This window comes from Pseudomonas sp. DD1, assembly GCF_044510355.1.
Taxonomy (GTDB): domain Bacteria; phylum Pseudomonadota; class Gammaproteobacteria; order Pseudomonadales; family Pseudomonadaceae; genus Aquipseudomonas; species Aquipseudomonas shahriarae.
This window is the reverse complement of sequence record NZ_MSAJ01000011.1, coordinates 774,388-795,783: the sequence shown is the minus strand read 5'-3', so window position 1 is coordinate 795,783 and position 21,396 is coordinate 774,388. Positions and strand designations below refer to the sequence as shown.

The window sequence follows — 21,396 nt, the reverse complement described above, 5'->3', positions numbered from 1 at the left end:
CAACATGAGCAAGCGCAAGGTCATCCCGCTGCTGATCTACATTCTGTTCCTGCTGGTGCCGATCTACTGGCTGCTGAACATGTCCTTCAAGAGCAACACCGAAATCCTCGGCGGCCTGACGCTGTTTCCGCAGGATTTCACCCTGGCCAACTACAAGGTGATTTTCACCGACCCCAGTTGGTACACCGGGTATCTGAACTCGCTGTACTACGTGAGCCTGAACACCGTGATTTCCCTGACGGTGGCACTGCCGGCGGCCTACGCGTTTTCGCGCTATCGCTTCCTCGGCGACAAGCACCTGTTCTTCTGGTTGCTGACCAACCGCATGGCGCCGCCGGCGGTGTTCCTGTTGCCGTTTTTCCAGTTGTATTCGTCCATCGGCCTGTTCGACACCCATATCGCTGTGGCTCTGGCCCACTGCCTGTTCAACGTGCCGCTGGCGGTGTGGATCCTGGAAGGCTTTATGTCGGGGGTGCCCAAGGAGATCGACGAAACGGCCTACATCGACGGCTATAGCTTTCCGAAGTTTTTCGTGAAGATCTTTATCCCGCTGATTGGCTCGGGGATCGGTGTCACGGCGTTTTTCTGCTTTATGTTTTCCTGGGTCGAACTGCTGCTGGCGCGCACGCTGACGTCTGTGAATGCCAAACCGATTGCCGCCGTGATGACCCGCACCGTGTCAGCGTCCGGGATTGACTGGGGGGTGTTGGCGGCTGCCGGGGTGCTGACCATCCTGCCGGGCATGCTGGTGATCTGGTTTGTTCGCAACCATGTGGCCAAGGGCTTTGCCCTTGGCCGGGTCTGAGGAAACGATGATGGAATGGATGGCCTGGACCACCCCGACTGCACTGTTCTTTGCGGCGATTGCCCTGTTGCTGGCGGGCATGACCACGTGGGAGCTGCGTTCGCCGAGCATTCCCCGGCGCGGGTTGTTACCGATCAGCACCACCCGTGGTGATCGTTTGTTTATCGGTCTTCTCGGGAGCGCCTACCTGCATCTGCTGGTGATTGGCGTAACCGGCTGGAGCATCTGGGTGGCGTCCGCGCTGTCTGTGGTGTGGCTGTTGTCTGTGATGCGTTGGGGATAGCCACAGGCATCCCTTTTGATCCCAACCAGGAGGTCTCTATGTTCGATAACAACAATAAGCTGCGACATAGCATTTCATTGGCCGCTGTCTTGGCCCTCAGTGGCCTGAGTGCTGCGGCCTGGGCTGATGCCTATGAGGATGCCGCGAAAAAATGGATTGGCAGCGAGTTCAAACCGTCCACTCTCACCGAAGCCCAGCAACTTGAAGAGTTGAAGTGGTTTATCAAGGCCGCCGAGCCGTTTCGTGGGATGAAGATCAATGTGGTGTCGGAAACCCTTACCACCCACGAGTACGAATCCAAGGTGCTGGCTAAGGCCTTCAGTGAAATCACCGGGATCAAGCTGACCCACGATCTGCTGCAGGAAGGCGATGTGGTGGAAAAACTGCAGACCCAGATGCAGTCGGACAAGAATATCTATGACGGCTGGGTTAACGATTCCGACCTGATCGGTACGCACTTTCGCTATGGCAAGACCGAATCCATCACCGACCTGATGGCCAATGAAGGCAAGGACTTCACCTCGCCGACCCTGGACCTCAAGGACTTTATCGGCATCTCCTTTACCACTGCGCCGGATGGCAAGATCTACCAGTTGCCCGACCAGCAATTTGCCAACTTGTACTGGTTCCGCGCCGACTGGTTCGAGCGGGCCGATCTCAAGGCCAAGTTCAAGGAAAAGTACGGCTATGAGTTGGGCGTCCCGGTGAACTGGTCGGCCTATGAAGATATCGCCAAGTTCTTCAGCGAAGACGTCAAGGAAATCGACGGCAAACGCGTGTATGGCCATATGGACTACGGCAAGAAGGATCCGTCCCTGGGCTGGCGCTTTACCGATGCCTGGTTCTCCATGGCCGGGGGCGGCGACAAGGGGCTGCCCAACGGCTTGCCGGTGGACGAGTGGGGCATTCGGGTCGAGGACTGCCACCCGGTGGGTTCCAGCGTGACCCGTGGCGGCGATACCAACGGCCCGGCCGCGGTGTTTGCCACGCAGAAATATGTCGACTGGATGCGCGCCTATGCGCCACCGGAAGCGGCGGGCATGACCTTCTCCGAGTCCGGGCCGGTACCGTCCCAGGGCAACATCGCGCAGCAGATTTTCTGGTACACCGCCTTTACCGCCGATATGACCAAGCCGGGTCTGCCGGTGATGAACGCCGATGGCACGCCGAAGTGGCGCATGGCACCGTCACCACGCGGTCCATATTGGGAGGAGGGTATGAAGCTGGGGTATCAGGACGTGGGTTCCTGGACCTTCCTCAAATCCACGCCTGAGAAGCAAAAACTGGCGGCCTGGCTGTATGCGCAGTTCGTCACCTCGAAAACCGTGTCCTTGAAGAAAACCATCGTCGGCCTGACGCCAATCCGCGAATCGGACATCAACTCCCAGGCCATGACTGACCTGGCACCGAAACTCGGCGGCCTGGTGGAGTTCTATCGCAGCCCGGCGCGGGTGCAATGGACGCCGACCGGCACCAACGTGCCGGATTATCCGCGCCTGGCGCAGCTGTGGTGGAGCCATATCTCGGAAGCCGCCAGCGGCGAGAAAACCCCACAACAGGCGCTGGATGGCCTGGCCAAAGATCAGGACGCCATCATGACGCGCCTGGAGCGCTCCAAGGTGCAGCCGATCTGCGGGCCGAAGATGAACCCCGAGCGCGATGCCCAGTACTGGTTCGACCAGCCGGGTGCACCGAAGCCGAAACTGGCGAACGAAAAGCCCAAGGGTGAAACCGTGAACTATGCCGACTTGCTCAAGTCGTGGGAGGCGGCGCGTAAGTGAGGTAGGGCAGATAGCACAACGGCACCGTGAGGTGCCGTTTTTTGTGGTGTCGCTGCTACCGCCATCGCGGGCAAGCCCGCTCCCACATTGATCCGGTTTCATCATGAGAGCACGGTCATGTGTGGGAGCGGGCTTGCCCGCGATGGCGACAGCGGTGGCACCGCATATCTCCCCCCAGAAACGCAAAACGGCACCCAAGGGTGCCGTTCTGTTTACTGCTTGAGCCTAAGCGATCAACCCGCCATCACCGCATGCTGCACCAGGGTGAGCAACGGTTGTGGGTAGACACCCAGGAAGAACGCCAGCAGGGCAATGGCCAGCAGCATCACGCCACCCGCTTTTTGCTCCCAGTGCAGCTCGGCGTCCACACGGCGCAGGTTTGGCTCGATCAGGTACAGGGTGACCATCACGCGCAGGTAGTAGAACACGCCGATGGCGCTGCCCAGTACCAGCGAGGCCACCAGCCACCATTCGTGGGCTTCAACACCGGTCGCGACGATGTAGAACTTGCCGATAAAGCCGGCGGTCAGCGGGATACCGGCCAGGGACAGCATCATCACGGTCAGCACGGCGGTCAGGTACGGACGGCGCCAGAACAGGCCGCGGTATTCGTACAGGGCGTCGGCGTCACGGCCTTTGTAAGGCGAGGACATCAGGGTGATGACGCCGAACGCACCGAGGCTGGTGATCACGTAGGTGACCAGGTACACGCCGATGGCTTCCACGGCCAGACCCTTGCTCGCCACCAGGGCGATCAGCAGGTAGCCGAAGTGGGCGATGGACGAGTAACCCAGCAGACGCTTGAGGTTGTTCTGGGTCAGGGCCAGCAGGTTACCGAACAGGATCGACGCAATGGCGATCACGGTCAGCACGTCGCTGAGTACGCCGGTGTTGGCGGCAGGGGAGATCTGGAACAGACGCACCATCACCGCAAACACTGCAACCTTCGACGCAGTAGCCAGGAACGCGGCTACCGGCGCCGGGGCGCCTTCGTACACGTCCGGGGTCCACAGGTGGAACGGTACCAGCGACAGCTTGAACGCCAGGCCGATCAGCATCATGGCCAGGCCCAGTTGGGCAAGCGGCGCAGGCATGCTGGTGGTGGCCAGTGCGTGGCCGATACCGCTGAAGCTCAGGCTGCCGGCTTCGGCGTAGAGCAGGGCCATACCGAACAACAGGAACGCGGAACCGGCGGCCGACAGCACCATGTACTTGATGCCGGCTTCCAGGGAGCGCTTGTTGAAGAAGGCGTAGGCCACCAGGCCGTAGGTCGGGATCGACAGCAGTTCCAGGCCGATGAACAAACCGGCCAGGTGCTGCGCGCTGACCAGCACGATACCGCCGGCCGCAGCCAGCAGGATCAGCAGGTACAGCTCTTCGCGGTTGCCCGGGTAGCCGGTGCCGCCTTCGCCGAGGTAAGCGTGGGCGAGGGTGACGCAGGCCAGTGTCGCAACCAGGATCAACGCGGTGTACAGCAGCGCGAAGTCATCGATCATCACCAGCGGGGTCACCGCCAGTGGGGCGACCTTGAGTGCCGGGATAATCGACAGCAAGGCCAAGTTCAGACCTGCGGTAGACAGCAGGAACGTCTGTGAGTGATTGCGGCGCCAGGCGATTGCCAGCATCACCACCACAATGGTGAGGCTGGTAATCAGCAGCGGCGCAAGCGCGATAAAGTGTTGGATCGTGAATTCCATAGCGCTCTTACCGGGCCGAAGCGAGTTGAGTGAAGGCGGTGCTCAACCACTGCTGCACGCCATGCATCGTGGCGGCAGAGGTGTCGAGGAACGGTTGCGGATACACGCCGATATACACCAGCAATGCCGCAAGGCCGAGCACCATGATCAGTTCGCGAGCATCCATCCCTTTGAGGACAGCGTCCGACTTGGTCGGGCCGAAGTAGGCGCGGTGGATCATGATCAGCGAGTAGACCGAGCCGAACACCAGGCCGGAGGTGGCAATCGCGGTGATCCATGGCGCACTGACGAAGCTGCCCATCAGGATCAGGAACTCGCCGACAAAGTTACCGGTGCCCGGCAAGCCCAGGGAGGCGGCTGCAAAGAACAGGCTGATCGCCGGCAGGTAGGCGATACGCGACCAGATGCCGCCCATTTCACGCATGTCACGGGTGTGCAGGCGCTCGTACAGTTGGCCACTGAGGATAAACAGTGCGGCTGCCGAAACACCGTGAGCCAGCATCTGGATCACCGCGCCTTGCAACGCCAGCTGGCTGCCGGAGTAGATGCCGATCAGTACGAAACCCATGTGGGAAACGGACGAGAAGGCAATCAGACGCTTGATGTCGGTTTGTGCGAAGGCCAGGAACGCGCCGTAGAAGATCCCGATCAGACCCAGGGTCATGGCAATCGGCGCGAACTCGGCCGAAGCATTCGGGAACAGCGGCAGGGCGAAACGCAGCAGGCCGTAGGCCGCCGTCTTCAACAGGATACCGGCCAGGTCCACGGAACCTGCGGTGGGTGCCTGGGCGTGAGCGTCAGGCAACCAGGAGTGGAACGGTACCACTGGCAGCTTCACCGCGAAGGCGATGAAGAAACCGAGCATGAGAATGTACTCGGTGGTCATCGACATCTTGGTTTTCAACAGGTCGGCGTAGTTGAAGGTAATCACGCCGGTGTTGTTGAAGTTGACCAGGACCAGGCCCAGGATCGCCACCAACATGATCAGGCCGGAAGCCTGGGTGAAGATGAAGAACTTGGTCGCCGCGTAGATCCGGGTTTTCTTGCCGTCCGAAGAACTGTGACCCCAGAGCGCGATGAGGAAGTACATCGGCACCAGCATCATTTCCCAGAAGAAGAAGAACATGAACAGGTCCAGCGCAAGGAACACGCCGACAACGCCGCCCAGGATCCACATCAGGTTCAGGTGGAAGAAGCCCACGTGACGCTCGATTTCTTTCCAGGAGCAGAGTACCGAGAGGATACCCAGCAGGCCGGTCAGCAGGATCATCAACAGCGACAGGCCATCGAGGGCCAGGTGCACGTTGATGCCGAAGCGTTCGATCCAGACGTGCTTGAATTCAAGCGCGAAGGTTGGATCGACACCCGGTGCCGGAGCAAATGAATAGTCGCCATGGGCCCACAGCCAGAGGCCGAGTGCGAGTTCCAGGGACATGGTCAGCAACGCAATCCAGCGGGGCAGGGTAGCGCCGAAGCGCTCGCCCATCCAGCAGAGCAGGCCGCCGATAAAAGGGATCAGGATTAGCCAGGGCAGAATCATGACGGGCTCGTTTCCTTTCGCAAGTTCGCAAAGTTCATATCAGACCGCTACCACTACGATGGCGCCGATCACCAGCACGGCACCGGCCGCCATGGAAGCTGCATACCAACGCAATTGGCCGGTCTCGGTGCGGCTCAGGGCGGTGTGACCGGCCTTGGCGGCACGCGGGATCAAACCAATGGTCTGGTCGAGCGGGTCTTTGCGCAGTACATGGCTGATCGCAAGGTAAGGCTTGACGAACAGTTTGTCGTAGATCCAGTCGAAGCCCCAGGCAGCGAACCACCAGGCCGAAAGGAAGCGGCCAACGCCACTGTTGGCCACGGCAGTGACGAAGCGACGCTTGCCGAGGAACAACATGGCCGCCAGCAGGATACCGGCGATGGCGATGGCGCCCGAGGCGATTTCCAGGCTGTGCTTGGCGTCGCCGCCGGCATGCCCGACGCTTTGTGGCAGTACGCCAGCCAGTGGCGGGGTGATCATGGCGCCGACGAAGGTCGACAGGATGATCAGCACCGACAGTGGCAGCCAGTGGGAAATGCCGTGACCTGCGTGGGCTTCGGTCTTGGCTTCACCGTGGAACGTGATGAAGATCAGGCGGAAGGTGTACAGCGAGGTCATGAATGCGCCAACCAGACCGGCGTACAGCAGGCCTTGGTTACCGCTGGCAAAGGCTTCCCAGAGGATTTCGTCTTTGGAGTAGAAACCTGCGGTCACCAGTGGCAGGGCTGCAAGCGCCGCGCCGCCGACGATGAAGCTGGCGTAGGCCAATGGCAGTTTCTTCCACAGGCCGCCCATCTTGAAGATGTTCTGCTCGTGGTGGCAGGCAACGATCACCGCACCGGACGCAAGGAACAGCAGGGCCTTGAAGAAGGCGTGGGTCATCAGGTGGAAGATCGCGCCGTCCCAAGCGCCGACGCCCAGGGCCAGGAACATGTAGCCGATCTGGCTCATGGTCGAGTAAGCGAGGATCCGCTTGATGTCGGTCTGCACCAGCGCGGCGAAGCCGGCCAGCACCAGGGTCACGCCACCCACCAGGCCCACCAGGTGCAGGATTTCCGGCGCCAGGGTGAACAGGCCGTGGGTACGGGCGATCAGGTAGACACCGGCGGTCACCATGGTGGCGGCGTGGATCAGTGCCGAAACCGGGGTAGGACCGGCCATGGCGTCTGCCAGCCAGGTTTGCAGTGGCAGTTGTGCCGACTTACCGACAGCGCCGCCCAGCAGCATCAGGGTTGCCAGGGTGATCCAGAAGTCGCCGACCTGGAATTTCTGCGGTGCCAGCACCAGCAGTTCCTGGATATTCAGCGTGCCCACCTGTTGGAACAGGATGAACAGGCCGATGGCCATGAACACGTCGCCGATCCGGGTCACGACAAACGCCTTGAGTGCCGCGTTACCGTTGTTGCGGTTGCTGTAGTAGAAACCGATCAACAGGTACGAGCACAGGCCCACGCCTTCCCAGCCGAAGTACAGGAACAACAGGTTATCGCCCAGCACCAGAAACAGCATGCTGGCGATAAACAGGTTGGTGTAGGCGAAGAAGCGCGAGTAACCGGCCTCACCGCGCATGTACCAGGACGCGAACAGGTGGATCAGGAAGCCCACGCCCACCACCACGCCGAGCATGGTGATCGACAGGCCGTCGACGTAGAGGGCGAAGTCGGGCTTGAAGCCTTCGACCGCCATCCACTGCCACAGCACCAGGGTGTAGTGACCCGCTTCTGGTGGCGCAACGTTGAATTGCCAGATGACGTAGGCGGCGACAATCGCCGACAGGCCAATGGAACCCACGCCGACCAGGGCCGAGAGGTTTTCCGACCAGCGTCCACGGGAGAACGACAGCAGCAGGAAACCGATCAGGGGAAATACGAAAGTCAGAAAGATCATGTTCATCCGCGCATCTCACTGGCAGCGTCGATATCAAGCGTGTGGAAGCGACGATACAGTTGCAGCAGGATCGCCAGGCCAATACTGGCCTCGGCGGCTGCCAGGCTGATCACCAGGATGAACATCACTTGTCCATCCGGCTGGCCCCAACGCGCACCCGCCACGATGAAGGCCAGTGCAGCAGCGTTCATCATGATTTCCAGGCTCATCAACACGAACAGAATGTTACGGCGAACCATCAGGCCGACCAGGCCAAGGCAGAACAGGATGCCGGCAACCGCCAGACCATGCTCCAAAGGGATAGCAGGCATCGTCATTGCTCCTTGGCTTCGTTGCGGCCCAAGTGGAAGGCAGTGATGGCTGCAGCGAGCAGCAGCATCGAAGCCAGTTCGACCACCAGCAGGTACGGGCCGAACAGGCTGATGCCCACGGCCTTGGCGTCCACGGTGGTGTGGCCGATGGCCTGGCCGCTCTGGTGAGCGAACAGTACATACAGCAGTTCAGCCAGCAGCAGCGCTGCCAGGATCACCGGGCCAAGCCAGATGCCGGGCTTGAGCCAGACGCGCTCCTGGGCGACCGAAGCCGGCCCCAGGTTGAGCATCATCACCACAAACACGAACAGCACCATGATGGCGCCAGCGTAGGCGATCACTTCCAGGACACCGGCAAACGGTGCGCCGAGGCTGAAAAAGGTCATGGCCACGGCGATCAGCGAAATGATCAGGTAGAGCAGGGCGTGCACGGGGTTGGTGTTGGTGATCACGCGAAGCGTGGACACCACTGCAATACCCGATGCGAAATAGAAAGCGAATTCCATCTTTCTTCCTTAAGGCAGCAAGCTCTTCACGTTGATCGGCTCGGCTTCGTTTTGTGCGGCGCCCTTGGGCTTACCGGCAACGGCCATACCTGCAACACGATAGAAGTTGTAATCAGGGTTTTTACCGGGACCAGAGATCAACAGATCTTCTTTCTCGTACACCAGGTCCTGACGTTTGAACTCGGCCATTTCGAAATCCGGTGTCAGCTGGATTGCGGTGGTCGGGCAAGCTTCCTCGCAGAGGCCGCAGAAAATGCAGCGCGAGAAGTTGATGCGGAAGAAGTCCGGGTACCAGCGACCGTCTTCGGTTTCAGCTTTCTGCAGGGAGATACAGCCAACCGGGCACGCCACGGCGCACAGGTTGCAGGCTACGCAACGCTCTTCGCCATCGGGGTCGCGGGTCAGTACGATACGGCCGCGATAACGCGGCGGCAGGTACACCGCTTCTTCCGGGTATTGCAGGGTGTCGCGTTTGCGAAAGCCATGGCCGAAAACCATCACCAGGCTTCGCAACTGGGTACCGGTACCCTTAACGATGTCGCCAATATATTTGAACATGGGTCAAATCCTCACTGAACCGCGCCCGCTGGCGTGTTCAACAACACAACGGCAGCAGTCACCAGCAAATTGATCAGGGTCAGCGGCAGGCAGAAGCGCCAGCTGAAATCCATCACCTGGTCGTATCGTGGACGCGGAATGGAAGCGCGCAGCAGGATAAACAACATGATGAAGAACGCGGTCTTGAGGAAGAACCAGAAGAACGCCAACTGCGGCAGGATGCCGAACGGACCGTGCCAGCCGCCGAAGAACAGCGTGACCAGCAGGGCCGAGATCAAGATGATGCCGATGTACTCACCGACGAAGAACATGCCCCATTTCATGCCGGCATATTCAATGTGGTAACCGTCGGCCAGTTCCTGTTCCGCTTCGGGCTGGTCGAAAGGGTGACGGTGAGTCACGGCCACGCCAGCGATGAAGAAGGTACAGAAGCCGAAGAACTGCGGAATGATGAACCACAGGTTCTGTGCCTGGTACTCGACGATGTCGCGCATGTTGAACGAGCCCACCTGCACCACGATGCCCATCAGCGCCAGGCCCATGAACACTTCGTAGGACACAGTCTGGGCCGAGGCCCGCAAGCTGCCCAGCAGGGCGAACTTGTTGTTACTGGCCCAGCCGGCGAACAGCACCGCGTAGACCGACAGACCGGCCATGGCGAAGAAGAACAGCAAGCCGATGTTCAGGTCCGCCACGCCCCAGGTCGGGGTGATCGGGATGATCGCGAAGGCGATCAGCAAGGCGCTCATGGCCACGACCGGTGCCAGGGTGAAGATCACCTTGTCGGCAAACGGCGGGGTCCAGTCTTCCTTGAAGAACATTTTCAGCATGTCGGCAGCGATCTGGAACATACCAAATGGGCCAACGCGGTTCGGACCGTAACGGTCCTGCCACCAGCCCAGCAGGCGACGTTCGACGAAGCTGAGCAGGGCGCCCGCGACGACCACGGCCAACAGGATCACGATGGCCTTGACGACCGAGATGATCACGTCGATCACTTCAGGGGTGAACCAGGTCATTGCGCTGCCTCCTGCAGACCGTCAACGGTTTGGCCAAAGATCGCAGGAGGAATCCCGGCGAGGCCTTTTGGCAGTGCAACCAGGCCAGCACCCAGCTCGTCGTTGATGCGCAGCGGCAGACGCAGGGTCTGGCCGGCTACGTTCACGCTGAGCAGGGCACCGTCGTTGACGCCCAGGCGATCGGCTTCGGACTTGGCCACGGACACGTAGGCTTGTGGAATGCGCTCTTGCACCGGTGCGGCTTTGGAAGAGGTCTCTTCGCTGCCGAACAGGTGGAAGAACGGCACAACCTGCCAGGTGCCCTGGGCCGGGTTGAACGGACGCGGTACTGCAGCGAACCAGTTCAGCGAATCGCCGGTGCTTTCGATCAGGCGGGTGCCCGGGTCGCCAGCGCGGATATGACCACCGACTTCGTCCTGGAACTTGTTCCAGGCCTGCGGCGAGTTCCAGCCCGGCGACCAGGCAAATGGCACCTGCTGACGGGGCTCGACCGAACCCGAGTAGCCTTCCATGGAGAAGGCGAACGCGGTGTCGTTGTCTTGCGGGGTACGCGGTTCGTGCACGCTGATATCAGCGCGCATGGCGGTACGCCCGGAGTAACGCAGCGGTTCACGGGCCAGCTTCATGCCCTTGATGCGGAACGCGGCGGACGGTGCGGCATCGACGATACGCGCCAACTGCGGTGCGCTCGCGGCGACGGCTGCGGTGACGTGGTCGAGCTGGGTCCAGTCGATCGGCTGGTTCAGCAGGGTTGCGCGCAGGGCATGCAGCCAGCGCCAGCCTTCGTGAACCAGGATGCTGGCGTCCATGTACTTTGGATCGAACACCTGGAAGAAGCGCTGGGCGCGGCCTTCCTGGCTGACCAGGGTCCCGTCGCCTTCGGCGAAGGTGGCGGCTGGCAGCACCAGGTGGGCGCGGTCGCTGGTGGCGGTCTTCTGGTGATCGGCGACGATCAGCACTTTGGCAGCATTCAGCGCGGCATCGACCTTGGTCGCATCGGTGCGGGTGTACAGGTCGTTTTCCAGTACCACGATGGCGTCCGCAGTGCCGTCGATCACGGCTTGCAGGGCGCTGTCCAGGGACTCGCCACCGAGCATGGCCAGGCCAAGGCTGTTAGCTTCCGGCACGACCAGGCTGATGGAGCCGTTCTTCTCGCGCAGCTTCAAGGCTTTGGCGATGTTGGCGGCGGCCTCGATCAGCGCCTTGGAACCCAGCGAGGTACCGGCAATGATCAGTGGACGCTTGGCCGCCAGCAGGGCATCGGCGATGCGCTGGGCCAGGGCTGCAGCTTCTGCGTCCAGGCCTTCGACGGCAGGGGCGCTGGCGTCGAGGGCGTGGGCCACGGCGAAACCGATGCGAGCCAGGTCGTCGGGTGCTGCGTGCACGCATTCTTCGGCGATATCGTCGAGCTTGGTTTCAGCCAGGCTGGCGATAAACAGCGGGTTCAGCGCGTGCTGGCCGATGTTTTTCACCGCGGCGTCGAGCCACGGCTGGACGCGCATGGCGTCGGCCATTTCTTCGGCCTTGCCTTTGACCGACTGGCGCAGCGACAGGGCGATACGTGCGGCGGTCTGGGTCAGGTCTTCACCGAGCACGAAAATCGCGTCGTGGTCTTCGATGTCGCGCATGTTCGGTACTGGCAGCGGGCTGTCATTGAGCACTTGCAGGACCAGGCGAATGCGCTCCAGCTCACCGGCTTCAATACCGCTGTAGAAGTGCTCGGCGCCTACCAGCTCGCGCAACGCGTAGTTGCTTTCGAGGCTGGCGCGTGGCGAACCGATACCCACGATGTTGCGTCCGCGCAGCAGGTCAGCGGCTTTATCCAGCGCCGCGTCCAGGCTCAGCTTGGCGCCATCGGCCAGCAATGGCTGGCGAGGGCGGTCTTCGCGGTTGACGTAGCCATAGCCGAAACGGCCACGGTCGCACAGGAAGTACTGGTTGACCGAACCGTTGAAGCGGTTTTCGATGCGACGCAGTTCGCCGTAGCGCTCGCCCGGGGAGATGTTGCAACCGCTGGAGCAGCCATGGCAGATGCTCGGCGAGAACTGCATGTCCCACTTGCGGTTGTAGCGCTCGGAGTGGGTCTTGTCGGTAAACACACCGGTCGGGCAGACCTCGGTGAGGTTGCCGGAGAACTCGCTTTCGAGCACGCCGTCTTCAACGCGACCGAAGTACACATTGTCGTGGGCGCCGAATACGCCCAGGTCGGTGCCGCCGGCGTAGTCTTTATAGAAGCGCACGCAGCGATAGCAGGCGATGCAGCGGTTCATTTCGTGGGAAATGAACGGGCCGAGGTCCTGGTTCTGGTGGGTACGCTTGGTGAAGCGATAACGGCGCTCGTTGTGGCCGGTCATCACCGTCATATCTTGCAGGTGGCAGTGACCGCCTTCCTCACAGACCGGGCAGTCGTGGGGGTGGTTGGTCATCAGCCATTCGACAACGCTGGCGCGGAACGCCTTGGATTCATCATCGTCGATGGAAATCCAGGTGTTGTCGGTGGCCGGCGTCATGCAGGACATAACGATACGACCACGGGTGTCGTTTTCGTCGGTGTACTGCTTGACCGCACACTGGCGACAGGCACCGACGCTACCAAGCGCGGGGTGCCAGCAGAAATAAGGGATGTCGAGGCCTAGTGACAGACACGCCTGTAACAGGTTGTCCGCCCCATCGACTTCGAGCGCTTTGCCGTCTACGTGGATAGTGGCCATGGTTCAAAGTTCTTCGTTGGCCCGTTGTCAGCGGGCGTGGCTAATGGAATCTTGTTATTCATGTGCATCAACACAGCCTTCAAGGCGTCAGCACATGACAAGGCGAAGGGCACGGACCCTTCGCCTATTGAAGCGTTACGCGCCGACTACGATCGGCTTTGCCAGAGGCGGGACGGCGGCGCTTTTGGGCGCGATGCCGGCTTCGAACTCCGAGCGGAAGTACTTGATTGCGCTGCCCAGTGGCTCCACGGCGCCCGGTGCGTGAGCACAGAAGGTCTTGCCCGGGCCGAGGAAACCCACGAGGCCCAGCAGGGTCTCGATATCCCCCGGCTGGCCTTCGCCTTTCTCGATCGCCATCAGGAGCTTGACGCTCCATGGCAAGCCATCGCGGCACGGGGTGCAGAAGCCACAGGATTCGCGAGCGAAGAACTGCTCCATGTTGCGCAGCAGCGAGACCATGTTCACGGTGTTGTCCACCGCCATCGCCAGGCCGGTACCCATCCGGGTGCCCACCTTGCCGATGCCGCCGGCATACATCTGTGCGTCGAGGTGCTCGGGCAACAGGAAACCGGTGCCGGCGCCGCCTGGCTGCCAGGCCTTGAGGGTGTAGCCGTCGCGCATGCCGCCGGCGTAGTCCTCGAACAGCTCACGGGCGGTCACGCCGAATGGCAGTTCCCACAGGCCAGGGTTCTTGACCTTGCCGGAGAAGCCCATGAGCTTGGTGCCCATGTCTTCGCTGCCTTCGCGGGCCAGGGATTTGTACCAGTCCACGCCGTCGGCGATGATCGCCGGCACGTTGCACAGGGTCTCGACGTTGTTCACGCACGTAGGCTTGCCCCACACGCCAACGGCGGCAGGGAAGGGCGGCTTAGAGCGTGGGTTGGCGCGGCGGCCTTCGAGGGAGTTGATCAGGGCGGTTTCTTCACCGCAGATATAACGCCCGGCGCCGGTATGCACGAACAGTTCGAAGTCAAAACCCGAACCGAGGATGTTCTTGCCCAGCAGGCCTGCGGCCTTGGCTTCGGCCACGGCACGGTTCAGGTGCTTGGCGGCGGTGGTGTATTCGCCACGCAGGAAGATGTAGCCCCGGTAGGTTTTCAGCGCACGGGCACTGATCAGCATGCCTTCGATCAGCAGATGGGGCAGTTGCTCCATCAGCATGCGGTCTTTCCAGGTGTTGGGCTCCATCTCATCCGCGTTGCACAGCAGGTAACGGATGTTGATGGATTCGTCTTTAGGCATCAGGCCCCACTTCACACCCGTGGGGAAGCCTGCACCACCGCGACCTTTAAGGCCTGCGTACTTCACGGTCTGGACGATATCGTCCTGGGCCATGTCGGCAAAGGCTTTGCGCGCTGCGGCGTAACCGTTCTTGGCCTGGTACTCGTCAAGCCATACCGCCTCGCCGTCGTCACGCAGGCGCCAGGTCAGCGGGTGAGTCTCGGCCGAACGCTTGATCAGGTTGGCGGGACCAAAGGAAGTCAGGGTCATGGGTAGCCCTCGAGCAATTGGGTGACGCCAGCAGCCTGGACGTCGCCGAATGTGTCGTCGTCGATCATCAACGCCGGCGCCTTGTCACAGTTGCCCAGGCAGCACACTGGCAGCAGCGTGAAGCGACCGTCTGCAGTGGTTTGGCCCAGGCCGATGCCCAGCTTGCTCTGGATCGCGTCGACCACCGACTCGTGGCCACCGATGTAGCAGACCATGCTGTCGCACACGCGAATGATGTGGCGGCCGACCGGCTGGCGGAAGATCTGGCTGTAGAACGTCGCCACGCCTTCCACATCGCTGGCCGGGATGCCGAGGATCTCGCCGATGGCGTAGAGGGCACCGTCGGGCACCCAGCCACGTTCCTTCTGAACGATCTTCAAGGCTTCTATCGACGCCGCGCGCGGGTCTTCGTAGTGATGCAGCTCGTGCTCGATGGCCGAGCGCTCGGTTTCACTCAAGGTGAAACGGTCTGTCTGGATAAGCGTGCTGTTCATGCTTAGCGGTCCACGTCGGCCATAACGAAATCGATACTACCCAGGTACGCAATCAAGTCCGCGACCATCTCGCCTTTGATCACCGAAGGGATCTGCTGCAAGTGGGCAAAGCTTGGGGTACGAATCCGGGTGCGGTAGCTCATGGTGCCGCCATCGCTCGTCAGGTAATAACTGTTGATACCCTTGGTCGCTTCAATCATCTGGAAGGACTCGTTGGCCGGCATGACCGGGCCCCACGAGACTTGCAGGAAGTGCGTGATCAGGGTTTCGATGTGCTGCAGGGTGCGCTCTTTAGGCGGCGGCGTGGTCAGCGGGTGATCCGCCTTGTACGGGCCGGCCGGCATGTTGCGCATGCACTGCTCGATGATTTTCAGGCTCTGGCGCATTTCTTCGACGCGCACGATGCAACGGTCGTAGGCATCGCCGTTGGCCGCCAGCGGGACTTCGAACTCGAAGTTCTCGTAGCCGGAGTACGGGCGCGCCTTGCGCAGGTCGAAATCGCAACCGGTGGAACGCAGGCCAGCACCGGTGACACCCCACTCCAGGGCCTCCTTGGTGTTGTACTGGGCGACGCCGATGGTCCGGCCCTTGAGGATGCTGTTATCCAGCGCAGCCTTTTGGTACTCGTCCAGACGCTTGGGCATCCAGTCGATGAATTCCTTGACCAGGCGCTCCCAGCCGTTCGGCAGGTCGTGGGCCACACCGCCGATGCGGTACCAGGCCGGGTGCAGGCGGAAGCCGGTGATGGCTTCGATGACCTTGTACGCACGCTGACGGTCGGTGAAGGTGAAGAACACCGGGGTCATGGCGCCGACGTCCTGGATATAGGTACCCAGGAACAGCAGGTGGCTGGTGATCCGGAAGAACTCGGCCATCATGATGCGGATGGTGTCGACGCGGTCCGGAACCTTGATCCCGGCCAGCTTCTCGACCGAGAGCACGTACGGCAGGTTGTTCATCACGCCGCCGAGGTAGTCGATACGGTCGGTGTACGGGATGAAGCTGTGCCAGGACTGGCGTTCGGCCATTTTCTCGGCACCACGGTGGTGGTAGCCGATGTCCGGTACGCAGTCGACGATTTCTTCGCCGTCCAGTTGCAGGATGATGCGGAAGGCACCGTGGGCCGAAGGGTGGTTCGGGCCCAGGTTGAGGAACATGTAGTCCTCGTTGGTGCCGGAGCGTTTCATGCCCCAGTCTTCCGGACGGAAGCGCGCCGCTTCTTCTTCAAGCTGCTGCTTGGCCAGGTTGAGGCTGAACGGATCGAATTCGGTGGCGCGGGCAGGGAAGTCCTTGCGCAGCGGGTGACCTTCCCAGGTTGGCGGCATCATGATGCGCGTCAAGTGCGGGTGGCCCGGGAAGTCGATGCCGAACATGTCCCAGACTTCGCGTTCGTACCAGCTGGCGTTCGGCCAGATACCGGTCACGGTCGGGATGCTCAGGTCGCTTTCCGACAGGGCGACCTTGATCATCACGTCGCTGTTACGTTCCAGCGACATCAGGTGATAGAACACGGTGAAATCAGCGCCGCTCGGCAGCCCCTGGCGCTTGGTGCGCAGACGCTCGTCCACGCCATGCAGGTCATAGAGCATGACGTACGGCTTGGGCAGGTTGCGCAGGAAGGTCAGGACTTCGACGAGCTTGGCACGCGCCACCCACAGCACCGGCATACCGGTGCGTGTGGCCTGGGCAGTGAAGGCGTCAGGGCCAAAACGGTTATTGAGTTCGACGACCACATCCTGGTCGTCTGCCTTATAAGGCGGGATGTACAGAGCACTGCCTGTAGTCATGGTTTTTTATCGCTTTCGGTCAACGTAAAGAATGAAGCCAGGTTTTCGTTCTATAAAAGAAGCGGTTCTGGATCAGACTTCGTCGGGGCTGCGCAGGTTGGTGACTGCGATTCGCTGTTCGCGGCGCTGTTCCTTTTGTGACGGCATCTCGGCGCGGTACACGCCTTGATCGCCGACAACCCAGGACAGTGGGCGACGCTCCTTGCCAATCGACTCCTGCAGCAGCATCAAGCCTTGCAGGAAAGCTTCAGGGCGGGGCGGGCAGCCAGGCACGTAGACGTCCACGGGCAGGAACTTGTCGACCCCCTGAACCACGGAGTAGATGTCGTACATGCCACCGGAGTTGGCGCACGAACCCATGGAGATAACCCACTTCGGCTCGAGCATTTGCTCGTAGAGACGCTGGATGATCGGCGCCATCTTGATAAAGCAGGTACCGGCGATAACCATGAAATCCGCCTGACGCGGCGATGCCCGGATAACCTCGGCGCCAAAGCGCGCGATGTCGTGGGGCGCCGTGAAGGCGGTGGTCATTTCCACGTAGCAGCACGAAAGGCCGAAGTTGTACGGCCACAGGGAGTTCTTACGCCCCCAGTTGACCGCGCCACTCAGCACGTCTTCCAGCTTGCCCATGTAGATGTTTTTGTGGACTTGGTCTTCTAACGGATCGGAGACGGTTTCCCGCTCGCCGATGGGGTACTGATCGTTAGGAGCATCCGGGTCGATCCTGGTGAGATTGTATTGCATCGCCAAAGCCTCATTGTTTCAGCTTCGCTTGCCGCTTGCGACGAGCTTCCGGAGCCCAGTCAAGGGCGCCCACTCGGAACAGGTAGACAAGACCTGCCAACAGAATTGCTATGAAAACGAGAGCTTCGACGAATCCGGTCCAGCCGCTTTCGCGGACGGACACAGACCAGGCAAAGAGAAAGAGGGCTTCGATATCGAAGATCACGAATAGCATCGCGACCAGATAGAATTTGGCTGAGAGCCGCAAGCGGGCGCCACCTGTAGGTAGCATGCCGGACTCGAACGGTTCGTTTTTGCTGCGGCCCCAGGCTTTTGACCCGAGGAGGCTGGAAACACCGAGCATGAAGGCGCAGAGGCCGACAACACCGAGGAGGAAAATGGCAAAGCCCCAGTTGTGGGCCATGAGTCCTGTCGCTTCGGTCATGCTGGAAATCCTTAACAGAGAGCAAAGGTCTCTGAGCTCGAAAAAGTAACGACGCAGTGACGATATGTCGCAGCGCAATCAATCGCGGTGATTTTATGGCTAAACACCTAGCAAGTAAAATTCCTGTGGCTAAATTATTCGCTGAAATAAGGACATAGTGCACCTTTGTGGGGCTGTAGCCCAGACGCTGCGGGCATTAGCTTGATTTTAATCAATTGTGTTTTGTTTAGGGTGTAACGAAGTTTTATTGCTCTAAATGATAATGAATATTGTTTGCGAGAGTTTTAAGCGGGTGTTGAGTGCGTCGCGGGGAAAGTTGTTGTTACTTGCCCGTATGGCGCAAGTTGCCAGCGCGCAACTTTTAACTGATTTTTCCTAAGCCAATACCGCTCTGGATCAAGGTTTTGCTCAAAAAGTCGTTTTGACTCGGTTTCTGTGGGAGTCGGGCTTTTCGGATCGCCGCATCGCCGCGATGGCGGTGGGGCATTAGGCAAATGGGTGGCTGAAACGCCGCTACCGCAGGCAGGCCAGCTCCCACATTGGGTTTCGGGAGGGGGGGCAGTAACCTTTCGCCCAGGCAAAAAAACGCCCCGAACCAGTCGGGGCGTCAGATCGTGCGGCACTGCGGTTAGCTTTCTATCGGGCCCGCAATGGCCGTGTACTCAGGTCACTTAGTGAAACTGTTCTTCTTCGGTCGAGCCGGTCAGCGCGGTCACGGACGAGGTGCCGCCCTGGATCACGGTGGTCATGTCGTCGAAGTAGCCGGTGCCCACTTCCTGCTGGTGCGCCACGAAGGTGTAGCCTTTGGCGGCGTCAGCGAATTCCTGCTCTTGCAGCTTCACGTAGGCAGTCATGTCGTTGCGGGCGTAGTCGTGCGCCAGGTTGAACATGCTGTGCCACATGTTGTGAATGCCGGCCAGGGTGATGAACTGGTGCTTGTAGCCCATGGCGGACAGTTCGCGCTGGAACTTGGCGATGGTCGCGTCGTCCAGGTTCTTCTTCCAGTTGAAAGAAGGCGAGCAGTTGTAGGACAGCAGTTGGTCCGGGTATTCCTTCTTGATCGCCTCGGCGAAGCGACGGGCTTCGTCCAGGTCTGGCTTGGCGGTTTCGCACCAGATCAGGTCGGCGTACGGTGCGTAGGCCAGGCCGCGGGCAATTGCTTGATCCAGGCCGGCGCGTACCTTGTAGAAACCTTCCTGGGTGCGCTCGCCAGTCACGAACGGCTGGTCGTACGGGTCGCAGTCCGAAGTCAGCAGGTCAGCAGCGTTGGCGTCGGTACGGGCCAGGATGATGGTCGGCGTGCCGGCAACGTCAGCTGCCAGACGGGCAGCGGTCAGCTTCTGTACGGCTTCCTGGGTCGGAACCAGTACCTTGCCGCCCATGTGGCCGCATTTTTTCACGGAAGCCAGTTGGTCTTCGAAGTGCACGCCGGCGGCGCCTGCTTCGATCATGCTTTTCATCAGCTCGTAGGCGTTCAGTACACCACCGAAACCGGCTTCGGCGTCAGCCACGATTGGCGCGAAGTAGTCGATATAGCCTTCGTCGCCCGGACCTTTACCGGCTTTCCACTGGATCTGGTCGGCGCGGCGGAACGAGTTGTTGATGCGCTTGACCACGGTCGGCACGGAGTCCACCGGGTACAGCGATTGGTCAGGGTACATGGACTCGGCGGAGTTGTTGTCCGCAGCCACTTGCCAGCCGGACAGGTAGATCGCCTGGATACCGGCCTTGACTTGTTGCACAGCCTGGCCGCCGGTCAGGGCGCCCATGCAGTTGACGAAATCTTTCTCGGGGCGGAAGGACGGCTTGGCGCCCTGGGTAACCAGCTTCCACAGCTTCTCGGCGCCCAGTTTTGCAAAGGTGTGCTCAGGTTGAACCGAGCCGCGCAGGCGGACGACGTCAGCAGCGGAGTAAGCGCGAGTCACGCCTTTCCAGCGTGGGTTTTCAGCCCAGTCTTTTTCAAGGGCTGCAATTTGCTGTTCGCGTGTCAGTGCCATGGGGAAAAACCTCGTCGCGTCTTTTGTGGAAAAACTACTGGGTTGAAAATTCCGTTTTGCCAGCCACGCATTCAGTACGTGGTTATGGCTGCTCGCTGACCAGAAGCTTAGGCGGTCAAGTTGGGCTTGGCGGGGAAGGCGACGGGATGAACGATAGGCTCAAGGGAGAAAGTGAGCAGGTAGAGGCGAACCGAGAACAGTCTTCGGGCGTCGTGGGCCTTTGTACGATCCAACAGTGTGTTGCCGGGTTACCTGGTTAGCTTCCGTCCCTCGGGACAACTTCGTTCCAGTCGCAACCTCGTCAAACACGCCTTGTGGGCGGTACAGACACGAATCGGCTCAGGTGGGTAACTTGGAGCGACGATCCGAAGGCCCTTGCCAGGGCCCCTGATTAGCGGGAGCGAGGCCATCATGCCCATGCTTTTTTGGATCGTCAAATGTTTTGTAGTGCTTTTTTTATGGCACTACATCTTTGGTCTAATACGACTAATCAGTCAGTTTTTGGTGCTTCAGTTCAAGGTGTCGACTTTGACCCGCACTGTCAGGTCGTCCCGGCCCTGGGTCGAGTAGGTGCGGGTCGCGCCCTGTTTGTCGGCCTGGGTCTGGCGATTGATGCCGGCCAGGGTGATCCACTCACCCAGGCGCCCGCTGACGGTTGTGTCGGTACTTTGCACGTTCACTACATCGGGACGCTCCTGGCTCATGCGGTCACGATTGGTGCTGATGCTCAGGTGCACGGTCTCGCCGGTGACGCTGGCGGTGACATAGAAGCCCTGGGTGACGTTGCGGTACTGGGTCTGGTTTTGCGGGCGACCATAGGCGTCGGGCTGGGTGGTGGTCAGTGGCACGCTCTGGCCGACCTGGATCAGTGCGGGCACGCCTTCGCTGGCCTGGATCTGCTGGATCCCGCCGTCACGGCTTTTGGTGCTGTAGGTGATGACCTGGCGGTTGGCCTGCTGATTGTTTTCGTTGGTGTCGACGGTGATCAGCAAGCGTTTGGAGGGTGTATCCAGTTGTGCGAGCAGGGCGCGCAGGGCCTGGATCCTGTCGGGCTCGGCATTGACGATCAACTGATTGCCGTAGGCGCTGACAGTGCCGTCCTTGCCAATGAAATTCTGCGCCACGGGTAACAGGTCGGCGCTGGTGCGGTTGTTCAAGGGTACGACTTCGGTGGCTGCCATTGTCGAAAAGCTGACGGCCATGAGCAGGCTGGCGACTAGGGTGCGTAGGGACATGTCCGTTATCTCTGCAAGTCATTTGGGCTTGATGGTGCCAGTTTATCGGCCCGGCGGGGCGCAAGTTGAATCGTAGACGGCAAAAGGCCCTGGCATCGGTGGATGGCAGGGCCTTTTTGGGGG

The 21,396-nt window shown here is 60.5% G+C and carries 18 protein-coding genes; 3 read left to right on the top strand and 15 right to left on the bottom strand.

Translation table 11 applies throughout. From position 1 onward, the window contains the following. Positions 1-4 precede the first annotated feature (4 nt). From PSFL_RS11545 to PSFL_RS11535, 3 genes are read left to right on the top strand one after another with little or no spacing between them, the layout of a single operon-like run. A complete protein-coding gene (locus PSFL_RS11545; RefSeq protein WP_017735079.1) occupies positions 5-805 on the top strand; it encodes a carbohydrate ABC transporter permease in 801 nt (266 codons plus the stop codon). A gap of 10 nt (positions 806-815) precedes the next feature. Beyond that, on the top strand, positions 816-1,088 hold the full coding sequence (locus tag PSFL_RS11540; RefSeq protein WP_029293327.1) for a DUF2160 domain-containing protein: 273 nt from the start codon (positions 816-818) through the stop codon (positions 1,086-1,088). A 38-nt stretch (positions 1,089-1,126) separates the two neighbouring features. Next, complete coding sequence (locus tag PSFL_RS11535) at positions 1,127-2,869, top strand: extracellular solute-binding protein (RefSeq protein WP_397470063.1); 1,743 nt, start codon at positions 1,127-1,129, stop codon at positions 2,867-2,869. 233 nt (positions 2,870-3,102) lie between these two features. Here the strand turns inward: PSFL_RS11535 and nuoN are convergent, their stop codons facing one another. The 15 genes from nuoN to PSFL_RS11460 all read right to left on the bottom strand — a co-directional run bounded on the left by nuoN (position 3,103) and on the right by PSFL_RS11460 (position 21,273). Then, the gene (nuoN, locus tag PSFL_RS11530; protein ID WP_057441395.1) at positions 3,103-4,566 is read right to left on the bottom strand and encodes an NADH-quinone oxidoreductase subunit NuoN; all 1,464 of its coding nucleotides are present in this window, start codon (positions 4,564-4,566) and stop codon (positions 3,103-3,105) included. A gap of 7 nt (positions 4,567-4,573) precedes the next feature. After that, positions 4,574-6,106: an NADH-quinone oxidoreductase subunit M gene (gene nuoM, locus PSFL_RS11525; protein ID WP_057445263.1), complete on the bottom strand. Its 1,533-nt coding sequence runs from the start codon at positions 6,104-6,106 to the stop codon at positions 4,574-4,576. 39 nt (positions 6,107-6,145) lie between these two features. Beyond that, positions 6,146-7,999: an NADH-quinone oxidoreductase subunit L gene (gene nuoL / locus PSFL_RS11520; RefSeq protein ID WP_170044291.1), complete on the bottom strand. Its 1,854-nt coding sequence runs from the start codon at positions 7,997-7,999 to the stop codon at positions 6,146-6,148. Beyond that, positions 7,996-8,304: an NADH-quinone oxidoreductase subunit NuoK gene (nuoK, locus tag PSFL_RS11515; RefSeq protein WP_003174727.1), complete on the bottom strand. Its 309-nt coding sequence runs from the start codon at positions 8,302-8,304 to the stop codon at positions 7,996-7,998. The genes nuoL and nuoK overlap by 4 nt, the downstream gene beginning before the upstream one ends. Positions 8,305-8,306: 2 nt before the next feature. Then, positions 8,307-8,810, bottom strand: a complete 504-nt coding sequence (gene nuoJ, locus PSFL_RS11510) for an NADH-quinone oxidoreductase subunit J (RefSeq protein ID WP_017476146.1) — start codon at positions 8,808-8,810, stop codon at positions 8,307-8,309. Positions 8,811-8,819: 9 nt separating this feature from the next. Further along, positions 8,820-9,368 carry an NADH-quinone oxidoreductase subunit NuoI gene (gene nuoI, locus PSFL_RS11505; protein WP_003174725.1) on the bottom strand — a complete coding sequence of 183 codons (549 nt, stop codon included), beginning with the start codon at positions 9,366-9,368 and terminating at the stop codon, positions 8,820-8,822. A gap of 11 nt (positions 9,369-9,379) precedes the next feature. After that, positions 9,380-10,387 (bottom strand): NADH-quinone oxidoreductase subunit NuoH, encoded by a 1,008-nt coding sequence (nuoH, locus tag PSFL_RS11500; RefSeq protein WP_017737147.1) that lies wholly within the window; start codon positions 10,385-10,387, stop codon positions 9,380-9,382. Then, positions 10,384-13,098 (bottom strand): NADH-quinone oxidoreductase subunit NuoG, encoded by a 2,715-nt coding sequence (nuoG, locus tag PSFL_RS11495; protein WP_057960016.1) that lies wholly within the window; start codon positions 13,096-13,098, stop codon positions 10,384-10,386. Before nuoG ends, nuoH begins: the two co-directional genes overlap by 4 nt. Positions 13,099-13,233: 135 nt before the next feature. Further along, positions 13,234-14,589, bottom strand: coding sequence for an NADH-quinone oxidoreductase subunit NuoF (gene nuoF, locus PSFL_RS11490; protein ID WP_397470062.1), 1,356 nt, complete (start codon positions 14,587-14,589; stop codon positions 13,234-13,236). Next, a complete protein-coding gene (gene nuoE / locus PSFL_RS11485; protein ID WP_057441399.1) occupies positions 14,586-15,083 on the bottom strand; it encodes an NADH-quinone oxidoreductase subunit NuoE in 498 nt (165 codons plus the stop codon). Before nuoE ends, nuoF begins: the two co-directional genes overlap by 4 nt. Before the next feature lie 2 nt (positions 15,084-15,085). Further along, entirely contained in the window at positions 15,086-16,870 is a 1,785-nt protein-coding gene (nuoC, locus tag PSFL_RS11480) for an NADH-quinone oxidoreductase subunit C/D (protein ID WP_033896875.1), read from the bottom strand. Positions 16,871-16,942: 72 nt separating this feature from the next. Then, positions 16,943-17,617 (bottom strand): NADH-quinone oxidoreductase subunit B family protein, encoded by a 675-nt coding sequence (locus tag PSFL_RS11475; protein ID WP_012724951.1) that lies wholly within the window; start codon positions 17,615-17,617, stop codon positions 16,943-16,945. Positions 17,618-17,627: 10 nt separating this feature from the next. Continuing rightward, the gene (locus tag PSFL_RS11470; protein ID WP_003219575.1) at positions 17,628-18,041 is read right to left on the bottom strand and encodes an NADH-quinone oxidoreductase subunit A; all 414 of its coding nucleotides are present in this window, start codon (positions 18,039-18,041) and stop codon (positions 17,628-17,630) included. A gap of 671 nt (positions 18,042-18,712) precedes the next feature. Further along, on the bottom strand, positions 18,713-20,038 hold the full coding sequence (gene aceA, locus PSFL_RS11465; RefSeq protein WP_003219577.1) for an isocitrate lyase: 1,326 nt from the start codon (positions 20,036-20,038) through the stop codon (positions 18,713-18,715). A 509-nt stretch (positions 20,039-20,547) separates the two neighbouring features. Beyond that, positions 20,548-21,273, bottom strand: coding sequence for a secretin N-terminal domain-containing protein (locus tag PSFL_RS11460; protein ID WP_397470061.1), 726 nt, complete (start codon positions 21,271-21,273; stop codon positions 20,548-20,550). Between the last annotated feature and the right edge of the window lie 123 nt (positions 21,274-21,396).